The organism is Limnobacter sp. CACIAM 66H1 (assembly GCF_001601825.1).
Taxonomy (GTDB): Bacteria; Pseudomonadota; Gammaproteobacteria; order Burkholderiales; family Burkholderiaceae_B; genus Limnobacter.
In genome coordinates this window covers 44,359-63,868 of sequence record NZ_LUJK01000001.1, presented here as the reverse complement: position 1 = coordinate 63,868, position 19,510 = coordinate 44,359, and the positions used below count along the sequence as shown (strand labels likewise).

The 19,510-nt window shown below is 53.8% G+C and carries 21 protein-coding genes; 5 read left to right on the top strand and 16 right to left on the bottom strand.

Annotated elements, in window-relative coordinates; translation table 11 throughout:
• The first annotated feature begins 75 nt into the window (after positions 1 to 75).
• The 5 genes from A0129_RS00320 (at position 76) to A0129_RS00300 (ending at position 4,492) form a co-directional block, all read left to right on the top strand.
• The gene (locus A0129_RS00320) at positions 76 to 789 is read left to right on the top strand and encodes an energy transducer TonB (RefSeq protein ID WP_291711334.1); all 714 of its coding nucleotides are present in this window, start codon (positions 76 to 78) and stop codon (positions 787 to 789) included.
• Positions 790 to 819: 30 nt separating this feature from the next.
• Entirely contained in the window at positions 820 to 1,539 is a 720-nt protein-coding gene (locus A0129_RS00315; protein WP_138517671.1) for a MotA/TolQ/ExbB proton channel family protein, read from the top strand.
• A gap of 3 nt (positions 1,540 to 1,542) precedes the next feature.
• Entirely contained in the window at positions 1,543 to 1,956 is a 414-nt protein-coding gene (locus tag A0129_RS00310; protein ID WP_291711333.1) for a biopolymer transporter ExbD, read from the top strand.
• A gap of 95 nt (positions 1,957 to 2,051) precedes the next feature.
• Positions 2,052 to 3,599, top strand: coding sequence for a hypothetical protein (locus A0129_RS00305; protein WP_291711331.1), 1,548 nt, complete (start codon positions 2,052 to 2,054; stop codon positions 3,597 to 3,599).
• Positions 3,596 to 4,492, top strand: a complete 897-nt coding sequence (locus A0129_RS00300) for an SMP-30/gluconolactonase/LRE family protein (RefSeq protein ID WP_291711329.1) — start codon at positions 3,596 to 3,598, stop codon at positions 4,490 to 4,492. The genes A0129_RS00305 and A0129_RS00300 overlap by 4 nt, the downstream gene beginning before the upstream one ends.
• On the opposite strand, the gene A0129_RS00295 is transcribed toward A0129_RS00300, so the two are convergent.
• From A0129_RS00295 to A0129_RS00220, 16 genes are all read right to left on the bottom strand, one after another.
• On the bottom strand, positions 4,480 to 5,334 hold the full coding sequence (locus tag A0129_RS00295) for a MurR/RpiR family transcriptional regulator (RefSeq protein WP_275269908.1): 855 nt from the start codon (positions 5,332 to 5,334) through the stop codon (positions 4,480 to 4,482). The two genes, A0129_RS00300 and A0129_RS00295, sit on opposite strands and share 13 nt — an antisense overlap.
• Before the next feature lie 41 nt (positions 5,335 to 5,375).
• Positions 5,376 to 6,944, bottom strand: a complete 1,569-nt coding sequence (locus A0129_RS00290; RefSeq protein WP_291711327.1) for an ATP-binding protein — start codon at positions 6,942 to 6,944, stop codon at positions 5,376 to 5,378.
• Positions 6,945 to 7,056: 112 nt separating this feature from the next.
• The gene (locus A0129_RS00285) at positions 7,057 to 9,654 is read right to left on the bottom strand and encodes a DUF6351 family protein (RefSeq protein WP_291711325.1); all 2,598 of its coding nucleotides are present in this window, start codon (positions 9,652 to 9,654) and stop codon (positions 7,057 to 7,059) included.
• 121 nt (positions 9,655 to 9,775) lie between these two features.
• A complete protein-coding gene (locus A0129_RS00280) occupies positions 9,776 to 10,939 on the bottom strand; it encodes an ABC transporter ATP-binding protein (RefSeq protein ID WP_291711323.1) in 1,164 nt (387 codons plus the stop codon).
• A complete protein-coding gene (gene modB, locus A0129_RS00275) occupies positions 10,936 to 11,604 on the bottom strand; it encodes a molybdate ABC transporter permease subunit (RefSeq protein WP_366796374.1) in 669 nt (222 codons plus the stop codon). The genes A0129_RS00280 and modB overlap by 4 nt, the downstream gene beginning before the upstream one ends.
• Positions 11,601 to 12,365 (bottom strand): molybdate ABC transporter substrate-binding protein, encoded by a 765-nt coding sequence (gene modA, locus A0129_RS00270; protein WP_291711322.1) that lies wholly within the window; start codon positions 12,363 to 12,365, stop codon positions 11,601 to 11,603. Before modA ends, modB begins: the two co-directional genes overlap by 4 nt.
• A gap of 24 nt (positions 12,366 to 12,389) precedes the next feature.
• Positions 12,390 to 13,100 (bottom strand): arsenical resistance protein ArsH, encoded by a 711-nt coding sequence (gene arsH, locus A0129_RS00265; RefSeq protein ID WP_291711320.1) that lies wholly within the window; start codon positions 13,098 to 13,100, stop codon positions 12,390 to 12,392.
• Positions 13,101 to 13,131: 31 nt separating this feature from the next.
• Entirely contained in the window at positions 13,132 to 13,563 is a 432-nt protein-coding gene (locus A0129_RS00260; protein ID WP_291711318.1) for a YqaA family protein, read from the bottom strand.
• Positions 13,564 to 13,566: 3 nt separating this feature from the next.
• On the bottom strand, positions 13,567 to 14,271 hold the full coding sequence (locus A0129_RS00255; RefSeq protein WP_291711316.1) for a gamma-glutamyl-gamma-aminobutyrate hydrolase family protein: 705 nt from the start codon (positions 14,269 to 14,271) through the stop codon (positions 13,567 to 13,569).
• Positions 14,223 to 15,212 (bottom strand): amidoligase family protein, encoded by a 990-nt coding sequence (locus A0129_RS00250; protein WP_291711314.1) that lies wholly within the window; start codon positions 15,210 to 15,212, stop codon positions 14,223 to 14,225. The genes A0129_RS00255 and A0129_RS00250 overlap by 49 nt, the downstream gene beginning before the upstream one ends.
• Before the next feature lie 80 nt (positions 15,213 to 15,292).
• Positions 15,293 to 15,715 carry an organic hydroperoxide resistance protein gene (locus A0129_RS00245; RefSeq protein ID WP_105028451.1) on the bottom strand — a complete coding sequence of 141 codons (423 nt, stop codon included), beginning with the start codon at positions 15,713 to 15,715 and terminating at the stop codon, positions 15,293 to 15,295.
• Positions 15,716 to 15,848: 133 nt separating this feature from the next.
• Positions 15,849 to 16,286 carry a MarR family winged helix-turn-helix transcriptional regulator gene (locus A0129_RS00240; protein ID WP_105028450.1) on the bottom strand — a complete coding sequence of 146 codons (438 nt, stop codon included), beginning with the start codon at positions 16,284 to 16,286 and terminating at the stop codon, positions 15,849 to 15,851.
• A 144-nt stretch (positions 16,287 to 16,430) separates the two neighbouring features.
• A complete protein-coding gene (locus A0129_RS00235; RefSeq protein ID WP_291711312.1) occupies positions 16,431 to 17,297 on the bottom strand; it encodes a dienelactone hydrolase family protein in 867 nt (288 codons plus the stop codon).
• A 60-nt stretch (positions 17,298 to 17,357) separates the two neighbouring features.
• Positions 17,358 to 18,026: a hypothetical protein gene (locus tag A0129_RS00230; RefSeq protein WP_146106652.1), complete on the bottom strand. Its 669-nt coding sequence runs from the start codon at positions 18,024 to 18,026 to the stop codon at positions 17,358 to 17,360.
• A 26-nt stretch (positions 18,027 to 18,052) separates the two neighbouring features.
• Positions 18,053 to 18,889 carry a ChaN family lipoprotein gene (locus tag A0129_RS00225; protein ID WP_291711310.1) on the bottom strand — a complete coding sequence of 279 codons (837 nt, stop codon included), beginning with the start codon at positions 18,887 to 18,889 and terminating at the stop codon, positions 18,053 to 18,055.
• 5 nt (positions 18,890 to 18,894) lie between these two features.
• Entirely contained in the window at positions 18,895 to 19,488 is a 594-nt protein-coding gene (locus A0129_RS00220) for a hypothetical protein (RefSeq protein WP_105028446.1), read from the bottom strand.
• Between the last annotated feature and the right edge of the window lie 22 nt (positions 19,489 to 19,510).

Here is a 19,510-nt window from a genome sequence, read left to right as displayed (position 1 = left end):
CATTCACAAATTGGAGTGCATGAAAATTGCTTGCTGATTGAATAGTCAGCAAGCAAGATCGAAGCAATTGACTCAATGAACACAACGTTGAACACCATGTCCGTTCCAATGAGTGCTCTACAGGGCAACAACACTCAAACAATCAGCAATGCCGTCACCTTCGCCGGTGTGGTGTTGTTGCACGTGCTGGGTTTGGTTTGGGCCGCGCAACAACTCAGCGTCAGTGAGCCTGTTGTTACGCCACCCAGCGTAGTGGGTGTATTGGTAGCGCCTGAACCTGAACCCGCCCCGCCACCGCCCAAGCCAGTGCCGCCGCCCAAGCCGGAACCAAAACCCGTACCCACACCAAAGCCTGTGGCCAAACCGACGCCCAAGCCAACACCAAAGCCCGAGCCTGTGCGTGAAGTGGCGCAGGAACCGGTACAGCAAGCGGCCCCAACTCCACCTGCGCCGCCATCTGCGCCTGTTCAACAGGCCACGCCAGCACCCGAGGCGCCAGCACCTGTAACGCCGCCACGCACGGACGCCGCGCACCTGAACAACCCGGCGCCGCAATACCCGGCACTGTCACGCCGATTGGGCGAGCAAGGGCGGGTGATGCTGGATGTGTACATTCTCCCTGACGGTAGTGTGGGTGAAATCAAGCTGAACCGGTCAAGCGGATTTCCGCGACTGGACAATGCAGCCCTTCAGGCTGTGAAAACCTGGAAGTACGTGCCCGCGAAACGAGGCGACAAGCCAATTCCGTTTTGGTATGTGCAACCGGTTTCTTTTGTATTGAATAACTGAGAACATTGAATTTAAGCGAGGTTTATTGAAATGGAAAACAACCCTTACGGTATGGCCGCCATGTGGGCCCAAGGTGACTGGGTCATCAAAAGCGTGGCACTGCTGCTGTTGATCATGTCGATTGCGTCCTGGTACGTCATCATCACCCGCAGCATTCGCCTGTATCGCCTGCGTAAAAATGTTGGCGCAGTCGACAAGTTCTGGCACACCCACAGCTTCGCAGAAGGTCTTCAGGTGCTGGGCAAAGACACCGGCAACCCGTTTCACCACATGGCGATCGAGGGCCAGGCGGCTGTGAACCATCACAGCACGAACAAAGACGACCTGCACGGGCAAATCAGCCTGGCCGACTGGCTCAGCGAAGCGCTGCGCGGCGCCATGGATGAAGCCGCTGAAAAGCTGCAGTCTGGTCTGTCCATTTTGGCTTCAGTGGGTTCTACAGCCCCGTTTGTTGGCCTGTTCGGTACGGTGTGGGGCATTTACCATGCGCTGGTGGGCATTGGTGTTTCAGGCCAGGCCAGTATCGACAAAGTCGCAGGCCCGGTGGGCGAGGCCCTGATCATGACTGCATTCGGCCTTGCCGTGGCCATTCCAGCGGTGCTGGGCTACAACGCACTGACCCGGGCCAACAAAGGCTTGCTGAGCAAGTTGAACCGATTTGCGCGCCAGTTGCACGCCTACTTCCTGACCGGGTCCCCCATGCAAAAAGACTCTGCCGTACGCACCATGCCCTTGAAAAAGGAGGCGTAAGCCATGTCGTTCAATTCTTACGACGATCAGCAGGAAATGAGTGAAATCAACATGACGCCGCTGGTGGACGTGATGTTGGTGCTGCTGATTATTTTCATCATCACCGTGCCGGTGATTACGCATTCGGTGAAAGTTGATTTGCCGCAGGCCAGCCAGCAACCCACAGAGGTCAAACCCGACGTGGTTACACTCACCGTGCAACGGGATGGCAGCCTGATGTGGAACGATGAAACACTGACCTTTGAAAACCTGGAGCTTCGCCTGCAGGCTGTGGCACAACAAGACAAGCAACCAGAGTTGCGCATTCAGGGCGACAAAGCGGTGGAATACGAAAAAGTGATACAGGTGATGGCCGCAGCACAACGTGCAGGCGTCGAGAAACTGGGCTTCATGACTGAACCCCAAAACACACCCTGATTCAAATTTGTGGGCAGAGTAAACACACTTTCTTGAAGTCATGCGAAACTGGGCGTTGAAGCGATTATTCAACGCCTTTTTTTATTGCCATATTCATGAACACATCCGCTTTCAATCCTGGTTTTCTCTCCCGCAGTGTCGGGCCTGTTCACATCAATCTGGATCGACAGCTTTACAACGCCAGCCATGTGTTGAACTTTGAAAGAACGCAGGCACATCAGCATTTGTCCACCTTCCTTCGCCGCATGTTCAGTGGCGAGGTGGTCAACGGTACTGAAAACCGGCCTGCAGGCCATTGGGCCTTGCGTGCAGCCTGCAACATGCAGGCCTATCATTCACCAATTTCTTTGGTGGTGAATGGTCGAGACGAGTTGGCGCTGACCAGGCAAGTACAACAACACATGGAAAGCTTTGTCGACCAGGTGCGCTCAGGCCGTTACACCACGCCCGACGGTGAACGCTACGACAGCGTGTTGCATCTGGGCATTGGTGGCTCGGACCTCGGCCCCCGGCTGTTGAATGACGTGTTCAGCAAACTGGATCTGGGTGAAGCACCCGCAATGAACATTCGGTTTGCCGCGAATGTGGACTTTCATGAAATGAAAGCCGCGCTGGCCTCATTGAACCCGAAAACCACTTTGGTCGTGATTGCCAGCAAATCGTTTTCAACCCGTGAAACCTTGCACAACGCACAGCATATTTTCAAGTGGCTGGATGCTGCGGGGCCAGCGTACCGCCCCAAGGCGCTGGTGGCTGCAACCTGCAAACCCAACAAAGCCATCGAGTTGGGCGTGGCAGCGGACCGGGTGTTTGAATTCAGTGAAACTGTGGGCGGTAGATATTCACTGTGGGGACCCGTATCCATTGGTGTGCGCATGGTGCACGGCAACCCGGTGTTCAATGAACTGCTTGAAGGCGCCGCCTTGATGGACGGCCACGTATTGCAAAACAAAGCCAGCCAGTGTATTCCCACACTTCTTGCGTTAAGCGACCTGTACAACCTGGAACACGGTGCCGCCTCGCTGATGTTAAGCCCTTACGATTCCCGCTTGAGCCAGCTGGTGCCCTACCTGCAACAACTTTGGATGGAATCGCTGGGCAAAGGTGTGAACAACCAAGGCGAGTTGCTCGGCAAACCCGCCTGCCCGATTTTGTGGGGCGATGTGGGCACCAATGGGCAACATGCTTTTTTCCAGATGCTGCACCAAAGCAAAATTGCCAGTTCGGTTGAATTGATCGCCGTGGTGCAACCCGATCATGATGAAATCCAGTCGCACCAAGTGTTGCTCTCGCATGCCTTGGCGCAGTCTGAAGCGTTCTCGGTGGGCCGCTTGAACTCACCCGAGGAGCTCAACAACACCGCCACCAATTTCAAATCCTGCCCAGGACACCGTCCAGTTCAAATGGTGTTTCTCGATTCGCTAACCCCCTACTCACTTGGCGCAATGTTGTGTATGTGGGAACACCGCACCGCAGCGCTGGCTGCCATGCAGAACATCAATCCATTTGATCAATGGGGGGTTGAATTGGGCAAAGGCATTGCAGAGCAACTGGAACAGAGCGTACCACCTGGCCACGCCCCTGCAGAGAACCCGGTGACAGCGCACCTGATCAACCATTTCCTGAAGAATTCAGCGCAATGATGGATTGGCAAGCCTTGCCACTGCCTGCCTGCAGCCTGGCCGAAAGCCCTCGGTATGCGCATGGTGGCTGGACTTGGGTAGACATCAACACGCGTACCCTGTACCGCTTGAATCAAAGCGATGTGCTGAACACAGCGCTGGACAACACCGCGTTACTCAGTACCTTGCAACTGCCCGACGAAATAGGCTGCGTATTGCCCACTGCGAATAAGAACATTTGGGTTGGACTGGGCAGACAAGGCGGCTGGCTGATCGAGGGCGACAGCTGCACCCTGAAATTGGATGCTCCTTTCGATTCAAGCAAACATCGTTTCAACGACGGCCGCGCCGACCACGCGGGCCGAATCTGGATATCCACACTGGTGGATGCCCGCAGCCCCGCCACTGCCGTCCTGTATTGCATTGAGGCAGGACAAGCCCAACCAAAGATAAACGATTTGATCGTGGGCAATGGCCTTGCCTTTTCGCCCCAAGGGGACTCGGTTTTCCTGAGCGACACACGGCACAAATGCATATGGCGATTTGATTATGCAGTCGAGACCGGAGAGTTGAGCAATCGGCAATTGATCAGGCAATACACAGAGGGCACTGCTCGACCGGATGGCGCTTGCTTTTCTGCCGATGGCAGCTACTGGGCTGCCATTCTGGAGGGTTACCGGCTGGACCGCTTTAGCGAGCGTGGCGAATACATTGAGAGCATCGAACTGCCCTTGGCCAAGCCCACCATGCCCTGCTTTGGCGGCGCACAGGGTAACGTGTTGCTGGTGTGCTCAGCCCAGGCTGATGAGAAGTTTCCGAACCTGCCGGGTTTCGAAAACACCAGCCTGATTGCCTGTGAAACAGGCTTTAAAGCCTTGCCAGAAAATTTCGCCAATCCGGCCTATTTGGTGTAACGGCTGTCGATCAGGTTTTTCTTCAAGCGAGCCATGTTCTTTTGCACTGAATCGCCCAGTTGCAAGGCCACTTGCGTGGCCAACACATCCACCACACACAGGTGCAACAAACGCGACACCATGGGACTGTACTGCTCATAATACTCGCCGTGATCGGCTGGAATATGCACCTGTACCGCCTGTGCCAGTGGCGAACCCGACGCTGTGATGGCAATGGTGCTTGCACCCGCGGCACGTGCAATTTGTGTCGCATCCAGCAAATCCTGACTGCGGCCTGAATTGGAAATGATGATGAGACAATCGGCTTTGTTTAACATAGACGCTGCCATAATCTGTAAATGCCCATCCGAGTAGGCATGTGCCGTGCAGCCCATCCTGAAAAACTTGTGCTCGGCATCCATCGCCACAAAACCTGAATTTCCCACACCGTAAAAAACCAGCCGACCCTTTCTTGCAATCGTTTTGGCAAGAAGCTGCGTGGCTTTGTCAATCGGTTTGACCGGAACGGTATTGCGAAAGGTATTCAGGGTGTGTATGGCGTTGTCGAGTACCTTTTGAATCAAGGTTTCGCCGTTGTCACCGGCCTGCACGGATTGGTGGATGAAGGGCACGCCTGCATTCAGACTGGCAGCGAGTTTCAATTTGAAGTCACTTAGACCCTCATAACCCAGGGAACGACAAAACCGAACCACCGATGGGCTGCTGACACCCGCGCGTTTGGCCAACTCGGTCACTGGCATTTTTTGAAAACCACTGGGATCTTTCAACACCAACTGCGCTACTGCCTGTTCAGCAGCAGAGAATTGGCCCAATTCCATTCGGATTCGGTCAAGTAAATTCATGCACAAGCGGGGCAAACCCGAAGTAATAAAATTACATTGTACTAGCGAATCAAACCACGCGCCTTGAAGTATTGAACCAGCACGTTGGGCTCAAAAGGCTTGGAGTAAAAAGCATCAATACCAGCCGCCATGGCGCGTGCATATTCAGCCAAACGCGAACCTGCAGTCACTGCCACAATCGGAATTTTTACGTATTCAACCATGTCCCGAATGTGGCGTGTTGCGCTGAAACCATCCATCACCGGCATGTGCAAGTCCATCAGTATCGCGGCAATTTCGACGTTTTTGTCTTGAAGCATTTCCACGGCCACCTGACCATTGCCTGCCACCACCACCTGGGCACCCAGTTTGCGAAGTCGAATGGCATTGATTTTCGCCACAGTGGGATCATCTTCCACCAGCAAAAGCCGCAGCTTGCTCAAAGGCAAATCATCACCGACCTGTTCGGCCGACAAGGCCTGCGCAGCGGCTCGCCCCATTAAATGAAGCGGCAATTCAAAACTGCTGACGGTGCCTTCACCCTGACGGCTTTTCAATGAAAACTGCCCACCCATCAACTCCAGATATTTGTGGGTCAGATAAAACCCCACTCCCATACCGCCACCGCCACGGGTACGGCGCACCGCCTGATTGGCAAACGGCTGACCTATCGATTGAATCAGTGAATCGGCCATACCAATTCCATCATCGCTGATCTCAAAGAACAGTTGAGCCTGGGGCTCCGCTTTGAAGGCAATATGCACTTTGATCTGATGTGCATCGGAAAACTTCATGGCGTTGTCGATCAGGCCGTGCATCATTCGCCCAATGCGCACTTTGTCGCCCAACACCACAGGATCAAATTCGAATTCCTCACGGATTTGCAGCAAGTGAATTTGCCCCGGGTGCGCGCGTTGCACCAGTCGCAAGCGATCAAGCCACAGGGCACGCAGGTCAAACTCTTCCTCTTCCAGTTGCAGCTCACCCAGCATGCTGTCGGCATAATCCATCAACATTTTTACACTGCGCGTGACATCAATATTGGCTTTGTCCAGGTCTTGAAACAATTCAGCCTGATCCTCATCCAATTGCGTGGCCGACAGCTGGTTCAACATCTCCAGCGAGTTATTCAAAGGCGTACGCAACTCGTGGCTGACCACGTTCAAAAAATGGTTCTGTTGCCTCACCACTTGCATCAATTCTTTGGTTTTGTGACGAAGGCGTTCATTGCCATGCTTGAGTTCATTCAATAACCTGGCTTTGTCAGTCACATCCACAATAGCCAGAATTACAACTGGCCTTACCCCTTCCCTGTTGACATTCAGACCAATTTGAACGGAAATTTCATGGCCCGCTTTGTGGTGGGCAGGGAAGTATTTTTGCCCGGTACCCTGCCCCATCATGCGGCCTCTTGAGGACTGCATGAATTCCTGAAACAGCCCGGCGTGGCCCGGCCTCAACTCGGGCGGCAGCAGCATTTCAAAAGGCTGATCCAGCAATTCAGCGACCGAGTATCCAAAGATATCGGCGCAATAGGAATTCATGGAGAGGATTCTCCCGGTGTGATCAACCTGCATCAGGCCAACAGGGCTGTGCTCCAACACATCGGGAGTTACTTGTTCTGAGTTCAAAGGGAATGGGGTCACTGGATTCAATACAAGCAGTTTGCCCGAGTCAGAGAAAAAACAAGGGGGCATTACCGTGGTAAAGCCCCCTCTGTTCGTTCAATTGATAAATAATTAATTACTGTGAATTAACATTTCTAAAAGCAGGTGCTGACCACCCCTGGCGAGAGTTGGCAGGCTTTGCCGGCAACGGCGTACCGCCAATCAACTTCTCGGTGGCAGTGCCATATCGCAACCAGGTTTGTGTGGGCTGTGTACCTACTCCCGGTTTGGTATAGTCGCACACACCTTGCGGGAAAATTTCCTTCACCTGGGCCACAAAGGCTGCGGGGTCGGTGATGGACATTACCCCCGCATAGTCGGCTGCATCCACTGGCTTCAATACGCATTTGTTGGCGAGGGTGCGAATATCGTCACCCGCCACTGTGCGCGGTGTGCCAAACCGGGTTTGCACCAAGACATGTTGCAGCTCTGCAATGGGGCCGGTGAGTTGGCCCGACATGCCCGTGGCGTCAAAAGCCGAGAAGTCCAGACCACACACCTGATTGCTGAGTTGATCAAAAATTTGACCCGCCTCGGGAGGTGGCTTCGGAATACTGCTCGAGTTGGCCATGGGCAACACGGGATCTGGATAAAACAGGTTACCACTGAGCGGAACAAAAGGCCCGTCATCTGCATAAATGCTTTGCGCTGACAAGCATTTGTCGCGGGCTGCGCGCGGTTTGTTGGCCACTACTTTTTCGCGCAGTGGCTTGTTGCTGTCATCAGCCTCAATCTGACTCAACCAACGATCCATCACCAGCAAGGCCTCGGTGCTGTAGGTGGAGTCACCGGCCAACACCAATTGCCCGAACCAGATGACATGGTTGTCAAAGTGCCCCTGTGTGGCATTCAAACGGGCGCGCATTTGCCAACTGTGGAAAGCATCGTGTGCAATGCCGGGATCGGGGCCCCGCAAGTCGATAATCGGGATATTGCTGAGGTGCTCGGCCGTGTTCACCGCGCCTGTTTTATAGGAATTGGCCAAAGCCAATGGGTCCGCCACGGTGCGGTTGGCCACGCGTTGAATGTCCACATCAAAACCGCCAATATTGCGGTTCAAGTCCAGAAACTGATCGGCTGTGATGGTGCCTTGCTTCAAGGCACCCAAACCGTATTGAACACCCACGTTGTCCAAGGGAATACCACCAAATCCACGTCCGATTTTCTTTTCGTTGGCACTCCACACATCGGGTGTTCTGAAGCCAAACTGGGTGCTCATGTAATCGATCAAACCACAACGCAAACCGCCCGGATTGTTGACTGGATCGTAGGGCGTGGCCGCGCCATTCAAGCCACGACAATTCTGGGCATATGGGTAGGCTTTTGGAAAAAATGCGTTGTCCGACAGCACTGGGTTGATTGGCAAATGCCCATACACGGCACTCCACTGCACGTAAGGCAGGAAGTTGGGAGCAAATTGCGGAAACTGGCGGGAATTGTCTGCTTCATTCACCCCTTGGTAGCGATTGCCGAAATAGGAGTTCAACAGGTTGTAGTCCGCAAACTGAGTGGCTGTGGTCCAGACATCGGGGTATGAACACTGCACGATGATGCCCTGATAAATACCAGGGTAGGCATTGGCAATGTGTTGCTGGGCAATCGCACCACCCGAGCAGCCTGTGCCCATGGTGTAGCGGATTTCGCCATATTGCTCAACAATCCGTTCCTTCACCATCATCAGCGATTCAGCGGCAGTCACCAGATTCACGTTGTGCCCCAAATTGGCCAGGGCAGTTGAGGTGGCAATAAAGCCGCGCCCCAAAGCCACTGTAATGCTGTCACCCAGCAAAAACTCCGCACCGTCTGGCGCTGTACCCGAAATGTCACCATTCGGTGGATTGCCCGGACCATAGGTGACGCCCACGTTGCCACCATGGTGAATCAGTACTTTGCCATTCCACTGCGGCTGAGGCTTCCACGGTTGCCAATCCTCGGCCGGGTTGAACAGTGTGCGGATTTGATAACGATCGCGGTTTTGCACACCCCGTTCAGTGCGAACAATAAAGGGTACAGTCACACCGTTGTCGGTTGTGGTCATCGCAATTTCACTGGCGGGCGGTGGGTTTTCCGGATCGTATGGCAGGAAAGTGGGTGCAAATTCCTGTTCCTGGAAATTGGAGTTGGTGAGTACGTGTTGCAGTTTGTTGGCAGGCAGATATGAAAAACTGAACACGGCCGGCTGATTGCACTGGGCATCCATGGTGCCCTCGTTGGTGCAGGTCCACGGTTGCACTTGCGGCCCGGAGAACACCGGTCCACCGTTGGGGTGATTGGTGATGGTGGTCACAATTCGGCCTGTGTTTTTCAACACTGCCATGATGCGGTTTTCACCCAAGGCCAAGCCCTGAATGCGACCCATGTAACGGCCATTTTCGCGCAGCGCAAACTGGTCGCTTACATCCACGGAGCCCAGCATCACTTTGACATTCTGCAAATTGGCAGGGTCTTCGGCCGTAATTTCAACCAAGGCATTGCCGTCGCTGATCAAGTCGGCACGATTGGACAAAACACGAATGCCATCCCCCGGCTCCAGTTCGACCGGCGTCTCTTCGTTGGGGTTGGTGACCGTGGGGCCATCACCCCCAGCCAGAATGCTGGAATCGTTGCCACCCAGGCAACCGGCAAGAAGCGCAAGCGTGCTGAGCGCCAGCGCGGACTGAAGTGTTTTGCTCATTTTGTATTGTAAGTTTGAATTGTCTCCAAACCTTCATACTTCAAGCCAACACTTTCAGATTCATCTTGTAAATCAGTTACTTACTTTGTTTCGTACTTTACCTAATCACAGTTACAGTTTATTACTGTCGGTGTTTTTTCGGCATGATGTGAATTAATCCCAAATCCATTTCCACCACACAGGCCTCGCCCTTTTTCAGACCCAAGCGCTGCGCCCCGGACACAGCCATCTTCAGCGTCTCGAACGGCGCCACATCCAGGGCCAGATCAATCAAGCTGAGTTCACCCAGATCACGGTGCGCTTGTACCAGGACAGGCAACGCTACAAAACCCTCACGCTGCAAGTTGTAAGCTGCCGGCTTCAAGGCCAAGCCATCTGCATGCACCACCCAGTTCACCGGGAAACCGGGTGGAATCTTGCCTTTGTCCTTCACCCGAAGCTGAAAGCTGTTGGAAGGTATTGCCTGCTGAGTATCCAGTGCACGGGTCCATTGCAAATGCCCCACGCCTGCTTCCTGGCCGGGTCCAAGCCATGCCCCATGAAAGCGGTTTTGAATGCCCACCAGGTCAGCCACTCTGGAGTTACGGGGTCTTCGATGCACCTCAAAGGCCGGACCTTCCTGCAGCACCTGCCCTTGGTCCAGCACCACCAGTTTGTCGCACAGCATGCGGGCTTCATTCAAGTCGTGGGTGACCAGCACAATCGGGATATTCAGGTCGGCCCGCAGTTCCGCCAACAATCGGTACAAGCCTTCACGGTTCATTTGATCCACCGCGGAAAAAGGCTCATCCAGCAACAGCAACTGGGGCTGACGGGCCAGGGCCCTGGCCAGCGCAACGCGTTGTTGTTGCCCACCGGATAAGCGGGCTGGTTTGCGCATGGCTTCGTCCGCGGTCAAGCGCACGCGCTTGAGCCACTGCACCGCTTCAATAATTTGTTCACCCTTGGGCAAGTGTTGCAAAGCCAGCGCCACGTTGGCAGCAGCGCTAAGGTGGGGCATCAAGGCGTAATTCTGAAAGACCAAACCAACCCGACGCTGCTGAGGCGTTTGAAAAATTCCTTTCTGTGTGTCGAGCCACACCTGCCCGCCCACTTCGATGCGACCACTCGCTGGTTTCATCAAGCCTGCCAACACGCGCAAAATGGACGACTTGCCCGCCCCGGAAGGCCCCACCAGGGCAAGCAATTGCCCGGCCTCACAGGAAAAATTTGCACGCAGCGGCATGGGCTTTTGCTGCTCAATTTCAACATGCAATACGCTACTTGTGTGCTGCATCTGGCTCATGGTTTGCGCCTTCTTCGGCCAGACAGCCACAGCGAAGTGGCCACCGCCACCAGCGAAAACATCAACAGGGCCAGCGACATGGTGTGGGCTGCATTCAAGTCAAAACTTTGCACGCTGTCGTAAATTGAAATCGCCAGGGTTTTCGTTTCTCCGGGAATGCTCCCGCCTATCATCAGCACCACGCCGAACTCACCCAGGGTATGCACAAAAGTGAGCACCATCGCCGACAAAATGCCGGGCCAGGCCAAAGGCAATTCCACTTTGGTGAAAATGGCCCAACTGCTCAAACCGCTCACCTGTGCGGCCTCATTCAGATTGTAGGGAATGGACTCAAATGCCCGCTGAATGGGTTGCAACATGAAAGGAATATTGAACAACACCGAGGCCAGTAACAGACCCGCAAAATTGAAAGTGAGCGACACGCCAAAATTGTTTTGAAGCCACTGCCCCACAGGCGACCCACCGCCCAAGGCAACCAACAGGTAATAACCCATCACTGTGGGTGGCAACACCAAGGGCAACAAAATGGCGGCCTCGATCCAGGTGCGGCCTTTGAAGGCTGTGCGGGCCAACCATCGACCCGCGAGCAGGCCCAGCGGCAACAACACCAAGAGGGTGCCCAAGGCAAGTTGAATGGACAGCGAAAACGCAGACCAATCCATCATCGTTCACGCACCTCGTCATAGCCGTACCTCTTGAGTATGGCGCGAGCAGGTGCCGAGCTCATGAAATCTGCAAATGCCTTTGCAGCCGGGTTACCGGGGCGAATCAACACCATGCCCTGTACCAAAGGTTGATGCCATTCACGGGGCACCAAGGCATATTGGGTACGTGCAGCCAGCTCGGGCGCAAGGGCCAGCGACAAGGCCACCAACCCAGCCTGTGCAGCGCCTGAGGCCACAAATTGCGTCGCCTGGCCCACATTCTCGCCAGTGACCAGTCGCGGTTTTGCTTCAACCCACAAATCAACATGCATCAGCGCTTCTTGCGCGCGCATGCCATACGGTGCCACGGTGGGATTGGCCATGGCCAACTTGCTCAAACGTCCATCCTTCAATGCGGCGGCCAGGTCTGCCAGCGTGCCATCGGGTTTCAGGCGGCTTTTATGCGGCAACAACAACACCAAACGCCCCTCGGCATAGGGCAATGCCGGCGATGCAGCCAGTTTTTCATCCACCAGCTTTTGAGGAAACACCATGTCGGCTGACAAAAACACATCAAACGGCGCACCTTGTTTAATCTGGCTGTAGAAGTTGCCTGAAGAGCCATATGCCACCTTCAGGCTGTGCCCAGTGGCTTTGGTAAATTGCGGAGAAATTTCATCCAGCGCGTAGCGCAGGGTGGCAGCGGCGGCAACCGTGGCGCTGCCCGCATGGGCTGCGCCCAGACTGATCAGTAAAACAAAACAGGCCAATGTTTTCAACACAGTGTTTCGCCTACCTATTCAACATTAAATGCTGCGCTGATTCACACGTCTGGACAACTCTTCTGCAGACTCTACACGCTCGGAATAGCGATCAACCAGGTATTGCGCGTGGCCGCGCGTCAGCAAGGTGAATTTCATAAGCTCTTCCATCACGTCCACCAGTCGGTTGTAATACGGCGAAGGTTTCATGCGGTTGTTCTCATCAAACTCCATAAATGCTTTGGCAATTGATGATTGATTGGGAATGGTGATCATGCGCATCCACCGCCCCAACACGCGTAACTGGTTCACCACATTAAATGATTGCGAACCACCGCACACCTGCATCACAGCCAGAGTTTTGCCCTGTGTGGGCCGCTTGGCACCACCGGTCAGGGGCAACCAGTCAATTTGTGTTTTCATCACGCCTGTCATGGCACCATGGCGCTCGGGCGAACTCCACACCTGACCTTCCGACCAATCCGCCAGCTCGCGAAGTTCTTGAACCTTGGGGTGTTGCTCATTCGCTTCATCCACCAAAGGCAAGCCTTCCGGGTTAAAAAACCGGACCTCGGCCCCCATCAAGGTTAGCAAGCGCCCAGCTTCCTCGGCTGCCAAACGGCTGAATGAACGTGCACGCAACGAACCATACAGAATCAAAATGCGCGGCGGATGCAACAAGCTGTCGCCCAGCAGTTCACGATCAGGTTGCTTGAAACAGTTGGCATCCAGGTTGGGCAAATCACTCGGGTTCATGACTACTTTGTTTCCCTCTTGTTCGAACTGATTAAAACCAGGCCACCGACATTTCAGAAAAATAAATTACCGCCACATAGCGCAATGTTTTTCCAATACCGACCAGCACAATAAAAAGCCATAGCTTCACTCGCATGATACCGGCGACCAGGGTTAAAGGGTCGCCACCAATCGGCATCCAGGCCAACAACAAACTCCAAACACCGTAGCGCTGAAACCAGGTTTGCATTTTCTCGATTTGCTCAGGCTTGAAGTAAAACCATTTTTTATGCTGGAAATGCAGCAAGTAGCGCCCCAACACCCAATTCACCACCGATCCCAAGGTATTGCCAACTGCCGCCACAGCCAGCAACAAACCAGCGGGTTCACCGGCACGAATCATGGCAAACAAAACCACTTCGGAATAAAAGGGCAAAATGGTGGCCGCCAAAAAAGCAGAGGCAAACAGCAATAGATACGACATGGATTACACGCGGAGGGAAGCTTGCTTGCATTGTTGCACAAGCCATTTGAACAGGCGCCGTTGCTGCGGGCGGTAGAGTAAATATTCCGGATGCCATTGCACACCCAACCAGTGACAGTGCTCTGCGGGTTCAATGGCCTGCACGAATCCATCCAGATCTCGAGCCACGATTCGAATACCCTCACCGAGTTGGTCAATGGCCTGATGATGAAGGCTGTTTATTCGCAACCTGCTGGCACGGGTTACTGAGGCCAGACAACTGCTGGCCCGCAAGGCAGCGGTCTTACGTGGCAATACCGTGCCCCTGTTTGAGGTTAACTTGCGCTTTGCGCGAATGTCGATGTGCAAACTGCCACCCAAGCTAACATTGATCAACTGGGTGCCGCGGCAAATTCCCAGCATGGGCAACTGGTGCTTTAAAGCCCAGGCGATATGCGCCTGCTCCAGGGCATCGCGATCAGGGTCGTAATGCGCTTTGGGCGCTTCCTCTTCGCCATACAGGGAGGGGTGAATGTCGTCACCACCACTCACAATCAAGGCATCAATTTTTGAAATCGGCCACGGGTGCCTCACGCTGATGCGCCGGGCTGTGCCGCCGGCCAGCCACACGGCAAACCGGATACTGAACCACGAGGGCGACCACCATTTGGCATTGCCGGTCACACCGACAACAGGTTTTCGTGAATGGTCGCCAGTTGCTGGTGCCAAGGCTCTTCCTTCAAGTTGATCAGGTTTTCGTTGTAATCAGTCCATTGTTCACACATGGACCTTAATGTGACCGGGTCCGCAGCCAAGTGTTCCACCACGCACCAAATATTCCAGCTGTCGGCCAAGCCCCAACCCTGCTTTTCAATCTCGCAGTTGGGCAAGCGGTAATGGAATGTAGGTCGGGCGTTGACGCGTTCATCCTGCACCGCAGCCAGCACCCTCGCTTCATCAATCTGTTTGAACAAAGGCAGCAAATCCATGCCCCGGTTCCGCGTGGGGTTGTATTCCAGGTAATCGTCCATGATTTGTTCCAAGGGTGTATCGGCCGTGTAGGTCATCACCTCATGGATGTACTTTTTGGGATAGGTGTCGATGTAAGGCGTTAAGCGACGCAGTGTGTCCACGTCATGTGCCTTCATCAACCAGTACTGCGACACGCAATAGGCCTGCAAATAGGGCACCAGTGTTTTCGAATCCAGCGCAGGCAATTCGGTGTTGATGTGCACGCCAAATGCGTAAAGCAGTGAATCGGACGTACCCAGCGCACCAGCGTGTTGCAAGGCGCTCACCATGTCGTCAAGTATGCCGAGTTGATCAACTGGAACTGGTGGACAAACCACCTCAAGAGGCACAACCTGACGTGCCAGGTCGGTCATCAATTCCAGCACGGCATCCTCGCTGGCCCCCTGCTCTTCGAGCCGCTTGCGTGCCATGTTCTTGGCAAAGCTCCAGTCCAGTTCAATCTTGAAATCGCCAAATTGTGGGTGCTTTACCTTGCATTCGGCCTGGGTATCCTTGATCACCTCGCCGCGCACCGCTTGCGCCACTGCACTGGCTGCGGTTTGCAAATCAAGCCCGGCAAATTCCAATTCGAAACCTGCACAGCGTACCTGCCCCTCGGCATTGTTCATCCACGCAGGTTTGGCATAGTGCTTGACCATTCAATTTTCCCTACAAAAAACAAAAGCGGCGGGCTTTTTCAAGCCCACCGCTTTTCAAACGGTTAACAGCCTGTGAGCGCTTACACCACAGTCAACTTTACATCCACATTGTTACGGGTTGCGTTGGAGTAAGGGCACACCTGATGCGCCTTCTCCACCAGCGCATTGGCGGCGGCTTTGTCCATGCCGTCCAGCTTGATACTCATGTCCACAGTGATTGCAAAACCCACACCTTTCGGGTTGCCACCGATCCCCACTGTGGCGGTAATTTCAGGCTCGGAAGGCAAGCTGATTTTTTCCTGTCCAGCCACAAATTTGATTGCGCCGATAAAACAGGCCGAGTAGCCTGCTGCAAACAATTGCTCAGGGTTGGTACCTGGGCCGCCGGCACCACCCAACTCCTTGGGCGTGCTGAGTTGCACTTTCAAGCGCCCGTCGTCGGTGGCTGAGCCGCCTTCACGGCCGCCGGTGGATGTGGCTTTGGTTGAGTACACGACTTGCATTGTTTTCTCCTTTGCTTTGATTAGGTGGATGAAGCAGCAAATAGTTATCGCAGTAACTATTTACAAGAACAATTCAATAAAATTTGCCAGTGATCGGCAAATGTTATCGCAATAACCAATTACGAACAAGCGATCAGGCTTTTAGCAGTCGTTCACGCAAGGCATCCAATTCGCATTTCAATCGATGAATGTCCATGGGTGTCATGCCACATTGTTCAACCACACACGCGTAAACGTCCAGCGCTTTTTCCCGAATCCGCTTGCCTTCTTCAGTGAGGTAAATTTGCAGTTGCCTTTCATCATCGGTACTTCGATTGCGGGTCAACAGGCCTTGTTCAGCCATGCGTTTGATCACTGGCGTCAGTGCGCCTGGCTGTTGGCCCAGCTGACGGGCCACATTGATGAGGCTGACACCGTCCTCTTTCCACAGGATCATCATCACCAGATACTGCGGAAAGGTTAAGCCCAAAGGTTGCAACAGGGGCTTGTAAACCTGGGTGATTGCCAGGGAAGTGGCATACAAAGAGAAACAAAGCTGATTGTCTAGCGCTAAAGGATTCTCGGTTTTCATGTTGTTGGAGTTTTAACCAAACGATTGGGGTGTATCAAGTGTAAACGCTTGAGCGGTTTGAGTCATCCTTGTCTAAGTCAATCCAAGACAATCTTGCATGAATGCAGACAATTCACCTCAAACCGCACCCGTCTGAACCCCGAATTACACGCCTCGTTCCTTAAACCAGTCCAAAGTCAGCTTCCAGGCATACGTGGCGGCCCGTCGGTCGTAAGTGGGGCGGTAATCTGCATGAAAACCATGGTTGACCGCTGGGAATACCACGATTTCAGAGGCACTGTTGCCTTTGCCCAGCTCATTACGCATCTTGTCCACCACCTCATCGGGCACGAAACTATCCTCGCCCGCATACAGACCCAGCACGGGCACCTTCAGGCTTGCGGCCACATCCACCGGGTCTGCGGGTTTGTTCGGTCCTTTTAGACCTGCCAACAAACCGTAGTAAGACACACCCGCTTTCACGGCCGGATTGTGGTTCGCGTAAAGCCATACCGTGCGGCCTCCCCAGCAGTAGCCAACAATACCCAAACGGGCGGTATTGACCTTGCCGCTGGCCTTGGCAAAAGCCACGGTGGAATCAATATCGGTCATCACTTGGGCATCGGGCACCACTGGCACCACTTCCTTCAAGATTGCATCGAGACTCATGTTGGAAACATCCGCTTCGCGGCTGAACAGCGCCGGGGCAATCGCATAGTAGCCTTGCTTGGCCAAGCGTCTGCAAATGTCCTGAATGTATTCGTGAACACCGAAAATTTCCTGAATCACAAGGATGACAGGGAAACTTCCACCTTTGGCTGGCATGGCCCGGTAAGCTGGAATTTGCCCGTCTTTGACCGGTACTTTCACTTCACCGGCGGTGATGCCCTGCGTGTCTGTTTTGATCGCTTGGGCGAACAGAGGCTCAGAGGCCACGGCAAAGCCGCCTGCGAGCGACGTGAGCAAAAAGCCCCTTCGATTGACTGTTGTTTCCCTGATTTTCTCTGCCAAGCCAAATTTCATTTGATCCATGCTAACTACTCCTGTGCTTCCTTGGGATTAAGCTTGATTGCTTATCACGATAACAAACTATCACAAGAGATCGACTGCCTTGGCTATTGAGTACGCTCTTTCCTGCGGATTTTTCACTTTCAATGCCGATTGAAGACCAGGGCTGTAATGCAATCTCAGTAATTCTTTGTAAAAGTCGTATTCGTTTTGAATGCCCAGCGCTGCGCGACGCATTTTTAACTGCGCTTCTTGAAATGCCTTACGATGCTTGGGGTAATAACGCTCGACATGCGACAGGGCAAAGACGTCGGCATACAATTCCTCACGGTGACGACGCCGAACAGGTCCAAAATCAATTTGCTCCCGCATTTGAACGCAATGGCCTGATTCATGCGCGAAAAAAGCCTCGTACACCACCTGCTTGGGCAGCCCTTCGAAAAACTCGAGATATTGCTCAAAGCTGTGCCATGTTTTGTCACGAGTGCTGATAAAAAACGTACAGCGCTTAAGCGGGGCGTTGTACTGAACCAGCAAAGGTGACTGGTGAGGCGTTTCTTTTCCGATCAATTTGAAATCGACGCCATAGCCATACATGCGTCCGTATCCACGGGCCACGCTGCCTGCAATGTGGTCAATCAACTCTGCGTCGTCAAAATCCTCAAATCCATTGGCCTTCAATGGTTGAGAATAAAACGCCGCTGCGCCGAGCAGGAGCGCGCCAGCGCACCGCCAATGCAATGAACTACCCACCTGTTTGTCCCCTCTGCCTGTGTGGTTTATTTTTTCATCATGGCTTTGAATGCCTCGCAAGGGTCTTCACGGGGATGCGCCGGCACCTGCGCCAGTACATCGAATTGCTTAGAGCCACCCGCTTGCGAATTCTCAATGAAACCATACACGGTTGTTGTTTCTTGTAGTGTAACGGGCAACCATTGCACCACGCCGACATCTTTTTGAACATGGCCGTTGCCGGCAATCAAAACCACATCGCGCTGTTCAGCTTGCTGCTCGATGACCTTGGCCATCCAGACATCTCGGGCCACTTGCGCCGCAATCATCTTCTCGGCCACCTGGGGTGGCAGCATATTGCAATGCCCCTCCACAATGTTTTGCCGATGCTGTTCAGCCAGTGCCGGTGGCAAAGGTTTGTTTAATTCATAGTGGGCAACCGTGTCAGGGTCCAATGCCGCGCTGTAGCCGCCCTTTACAATGCGGTTTGCGTCCTCGCGCGACACATTGGCCGCCAACAAAGGCAATTGGTAATCAAGCGCCAGCTGAATGATTGGCTCGTAGAGTTCCCACTGCCACTTTTCCGCCCATGGTTTGGAAGTGATGCAAGCTGCTGTTTTGCATTCATCTTGCGCCGTACGCAGCAGGCCTTGGTGTTCGCGGTCAAACTGTTCCATCACAATGGCAGGTCGCCAACCTTGCTTGACCTTCTCAGCAATGATTTCATACCGCGCCTGGTGGGCTTGGGGGTTGTCATGAACCTCACCCATGAGCCACACAGTGGGCGCTGAACGCATGGCAGATTCTGCGGTGTGCTGCATGGAGCAGGCAGTGGTCACCCACACTGCCGACAAGGCAAACAGACTTCGTGTCAAGACTGCCATAGAAGTTATCCCCTGGCCTGCACAGGCACTACAAAATCAAACAAGGCCCGCTTGGGCTGTTTCGCCTTTTGTTCAATCTTCACCAACAAGGCTGGATTGAAGAAACCATCGCGTTGGTTCAGGGGTTGATCTGGAAAATACAATTGTGTGGTCAGCAATGAACTTGCCGGAGGCTGAATTTTGACATGCAAATGGGGGGTTCGCCTGAAACTTGAATTGCCGTAAGCGCCGGGCATGAGTGTTTCAAACCGGTACCAGCCTTGCGCATTGGTGATTTGATGCCCACGCAACTTGAAACCCGTGTTGTCGTAAACACCTTGAGCATCGCAACTCCACAAATCCACTATTGCACCGGCAACGGGTTGGCAGGCGGTGGACAATACCCTGCCCTCGAGCACCAGAATTTCTCCGGGCAAACCGTCGATTAAATTGCTGCGCCTGGGAGTTTGAGGCGTGTAATAAGGCCCCTCAATTTGACGGGGTGTGGGGTTGTCCACGCACTCGGGAGTTTGCGCCAAGGCACGGCGTTGACTAAACATGGGGTCTGCAAGCACAAGGCCCGCGCCGGCCTGAAGAATTTTTCGTCTGAATTTCAGCATGCCACCTCCTACTGCTTTTGGT

Coding starts and splice junctions, on each gene's coding strand:
- A0129_RS00320 (WP_291711334.1), top strand. CDS start 76: ATGAACACAACGTTGAACACCATGTCCGTTCCAATGAGTGCTCTACAG.
- A0129_RS00315 (WP_138517671.1), top strand. CDS start 820: ATGGAAAACAACCCTTACGGTATGGCCGCCATGTGGGCCCAAGGTGAC.
- A0129_RS00310 (WP_291711333.1), top strand. CDS start 1,543: ATGTCGTTCAATTCTTACGACGATCAGCAGGAAATGAGTGAAATCAAC.
- A0129_RS00305 (WP_291711331.1), top strand. CDS start 2,052: ATGAACACATCCGCTTTCAATCCTGGTTTTCTCTCCCGCAGTGTCGGG.
- A0129_RS00300 (WP_291711329.1), top strand. CDS start 3,596: ATGATGGATTGGCAAGCCTTGCCACTGCCTGCCTGCAGCCTGGCCGAA.
- A0129_RS00295 (WP_275269908.1), bottom strand. CDS start 5,334: ATGAATTTACTTGACCGAATCCGAATGGAATTGGGCCAATTCTCTGCT.
- A0129_RS00285 (WP_291711325.1), bottom strand. CDS start 9,654: ATGAGCAAAACACTTCAGTCCGCGCTGGCGCTCAGCACGCTTGCGCTT.
- A0129_RS00280 (WP_291711323.1), bottom strand. CDS start 10,939: ATGAGCCAGATGCAGCACACAAGTAGCGTATTGCATGTTGAAATTGAG.
- modB (WP_366796374.1), bottom strand. CDS start 11,604: ATGATGGATTGGTCTGCGTTTTCGCTGTCCATTCAACTTGCCTTGGGC.
- arsH (WP_291711320.1), bottom strand. CDS start 13,100: ATGAACCCGAGTGATTTGCCCAACCTGGATGCCAACTGTTTCAAGCAA.
- A0129_RS00260 (WP_291711318.1), bottom strand. CDS start 13,563: ATGTCGTATCTATTGCTGTTTGCCTCTGCTTTTTTGGCGGCCACCATT.
- A0129_RS00250 (WP_291711314.1), bottom strand. CDS start 15,212: ATGGTCAAGCACTATGCCAAACCTGCGTGGATGAACAATGCCGAGGGG.
- A0129_RS00245 (WP_105028451.1), bottom strand. CDS start 15,715: ATGCAAGTCGTGTACTCAACCAAAGCCACATCCACCGGCGGCCGTGAA.
- A0129_RS00240 (WP_105028450.1), bottom strand. CDS start 16,286: ATGAAAACCGAGAATCCTTTAGCGCTAGACAATCAGCTTTGTTTCTCT.
- A0129_RS00235 (WP_291711312.1), bottom strand. CDS start 17,297: ATGGATCAAATGAAATTTGGCTTGGCAGAGAAAATCAGGGAAACAACA.
- A0129_RS00225 (WP_291711310.1), bottom strand. CDS start 18,889: ATGGCAGTCTTGACACGAAGTCTGTTTGCCTTGTCGGCAGTGTGGGTG.
- A0129_RS00220 (WP_105028446.1), bottom strand. CDS start 19,488: ATGCTGAAATTCAGACGAAAAATTCTTCAGGCCGGCGCGGGCCTTGTG.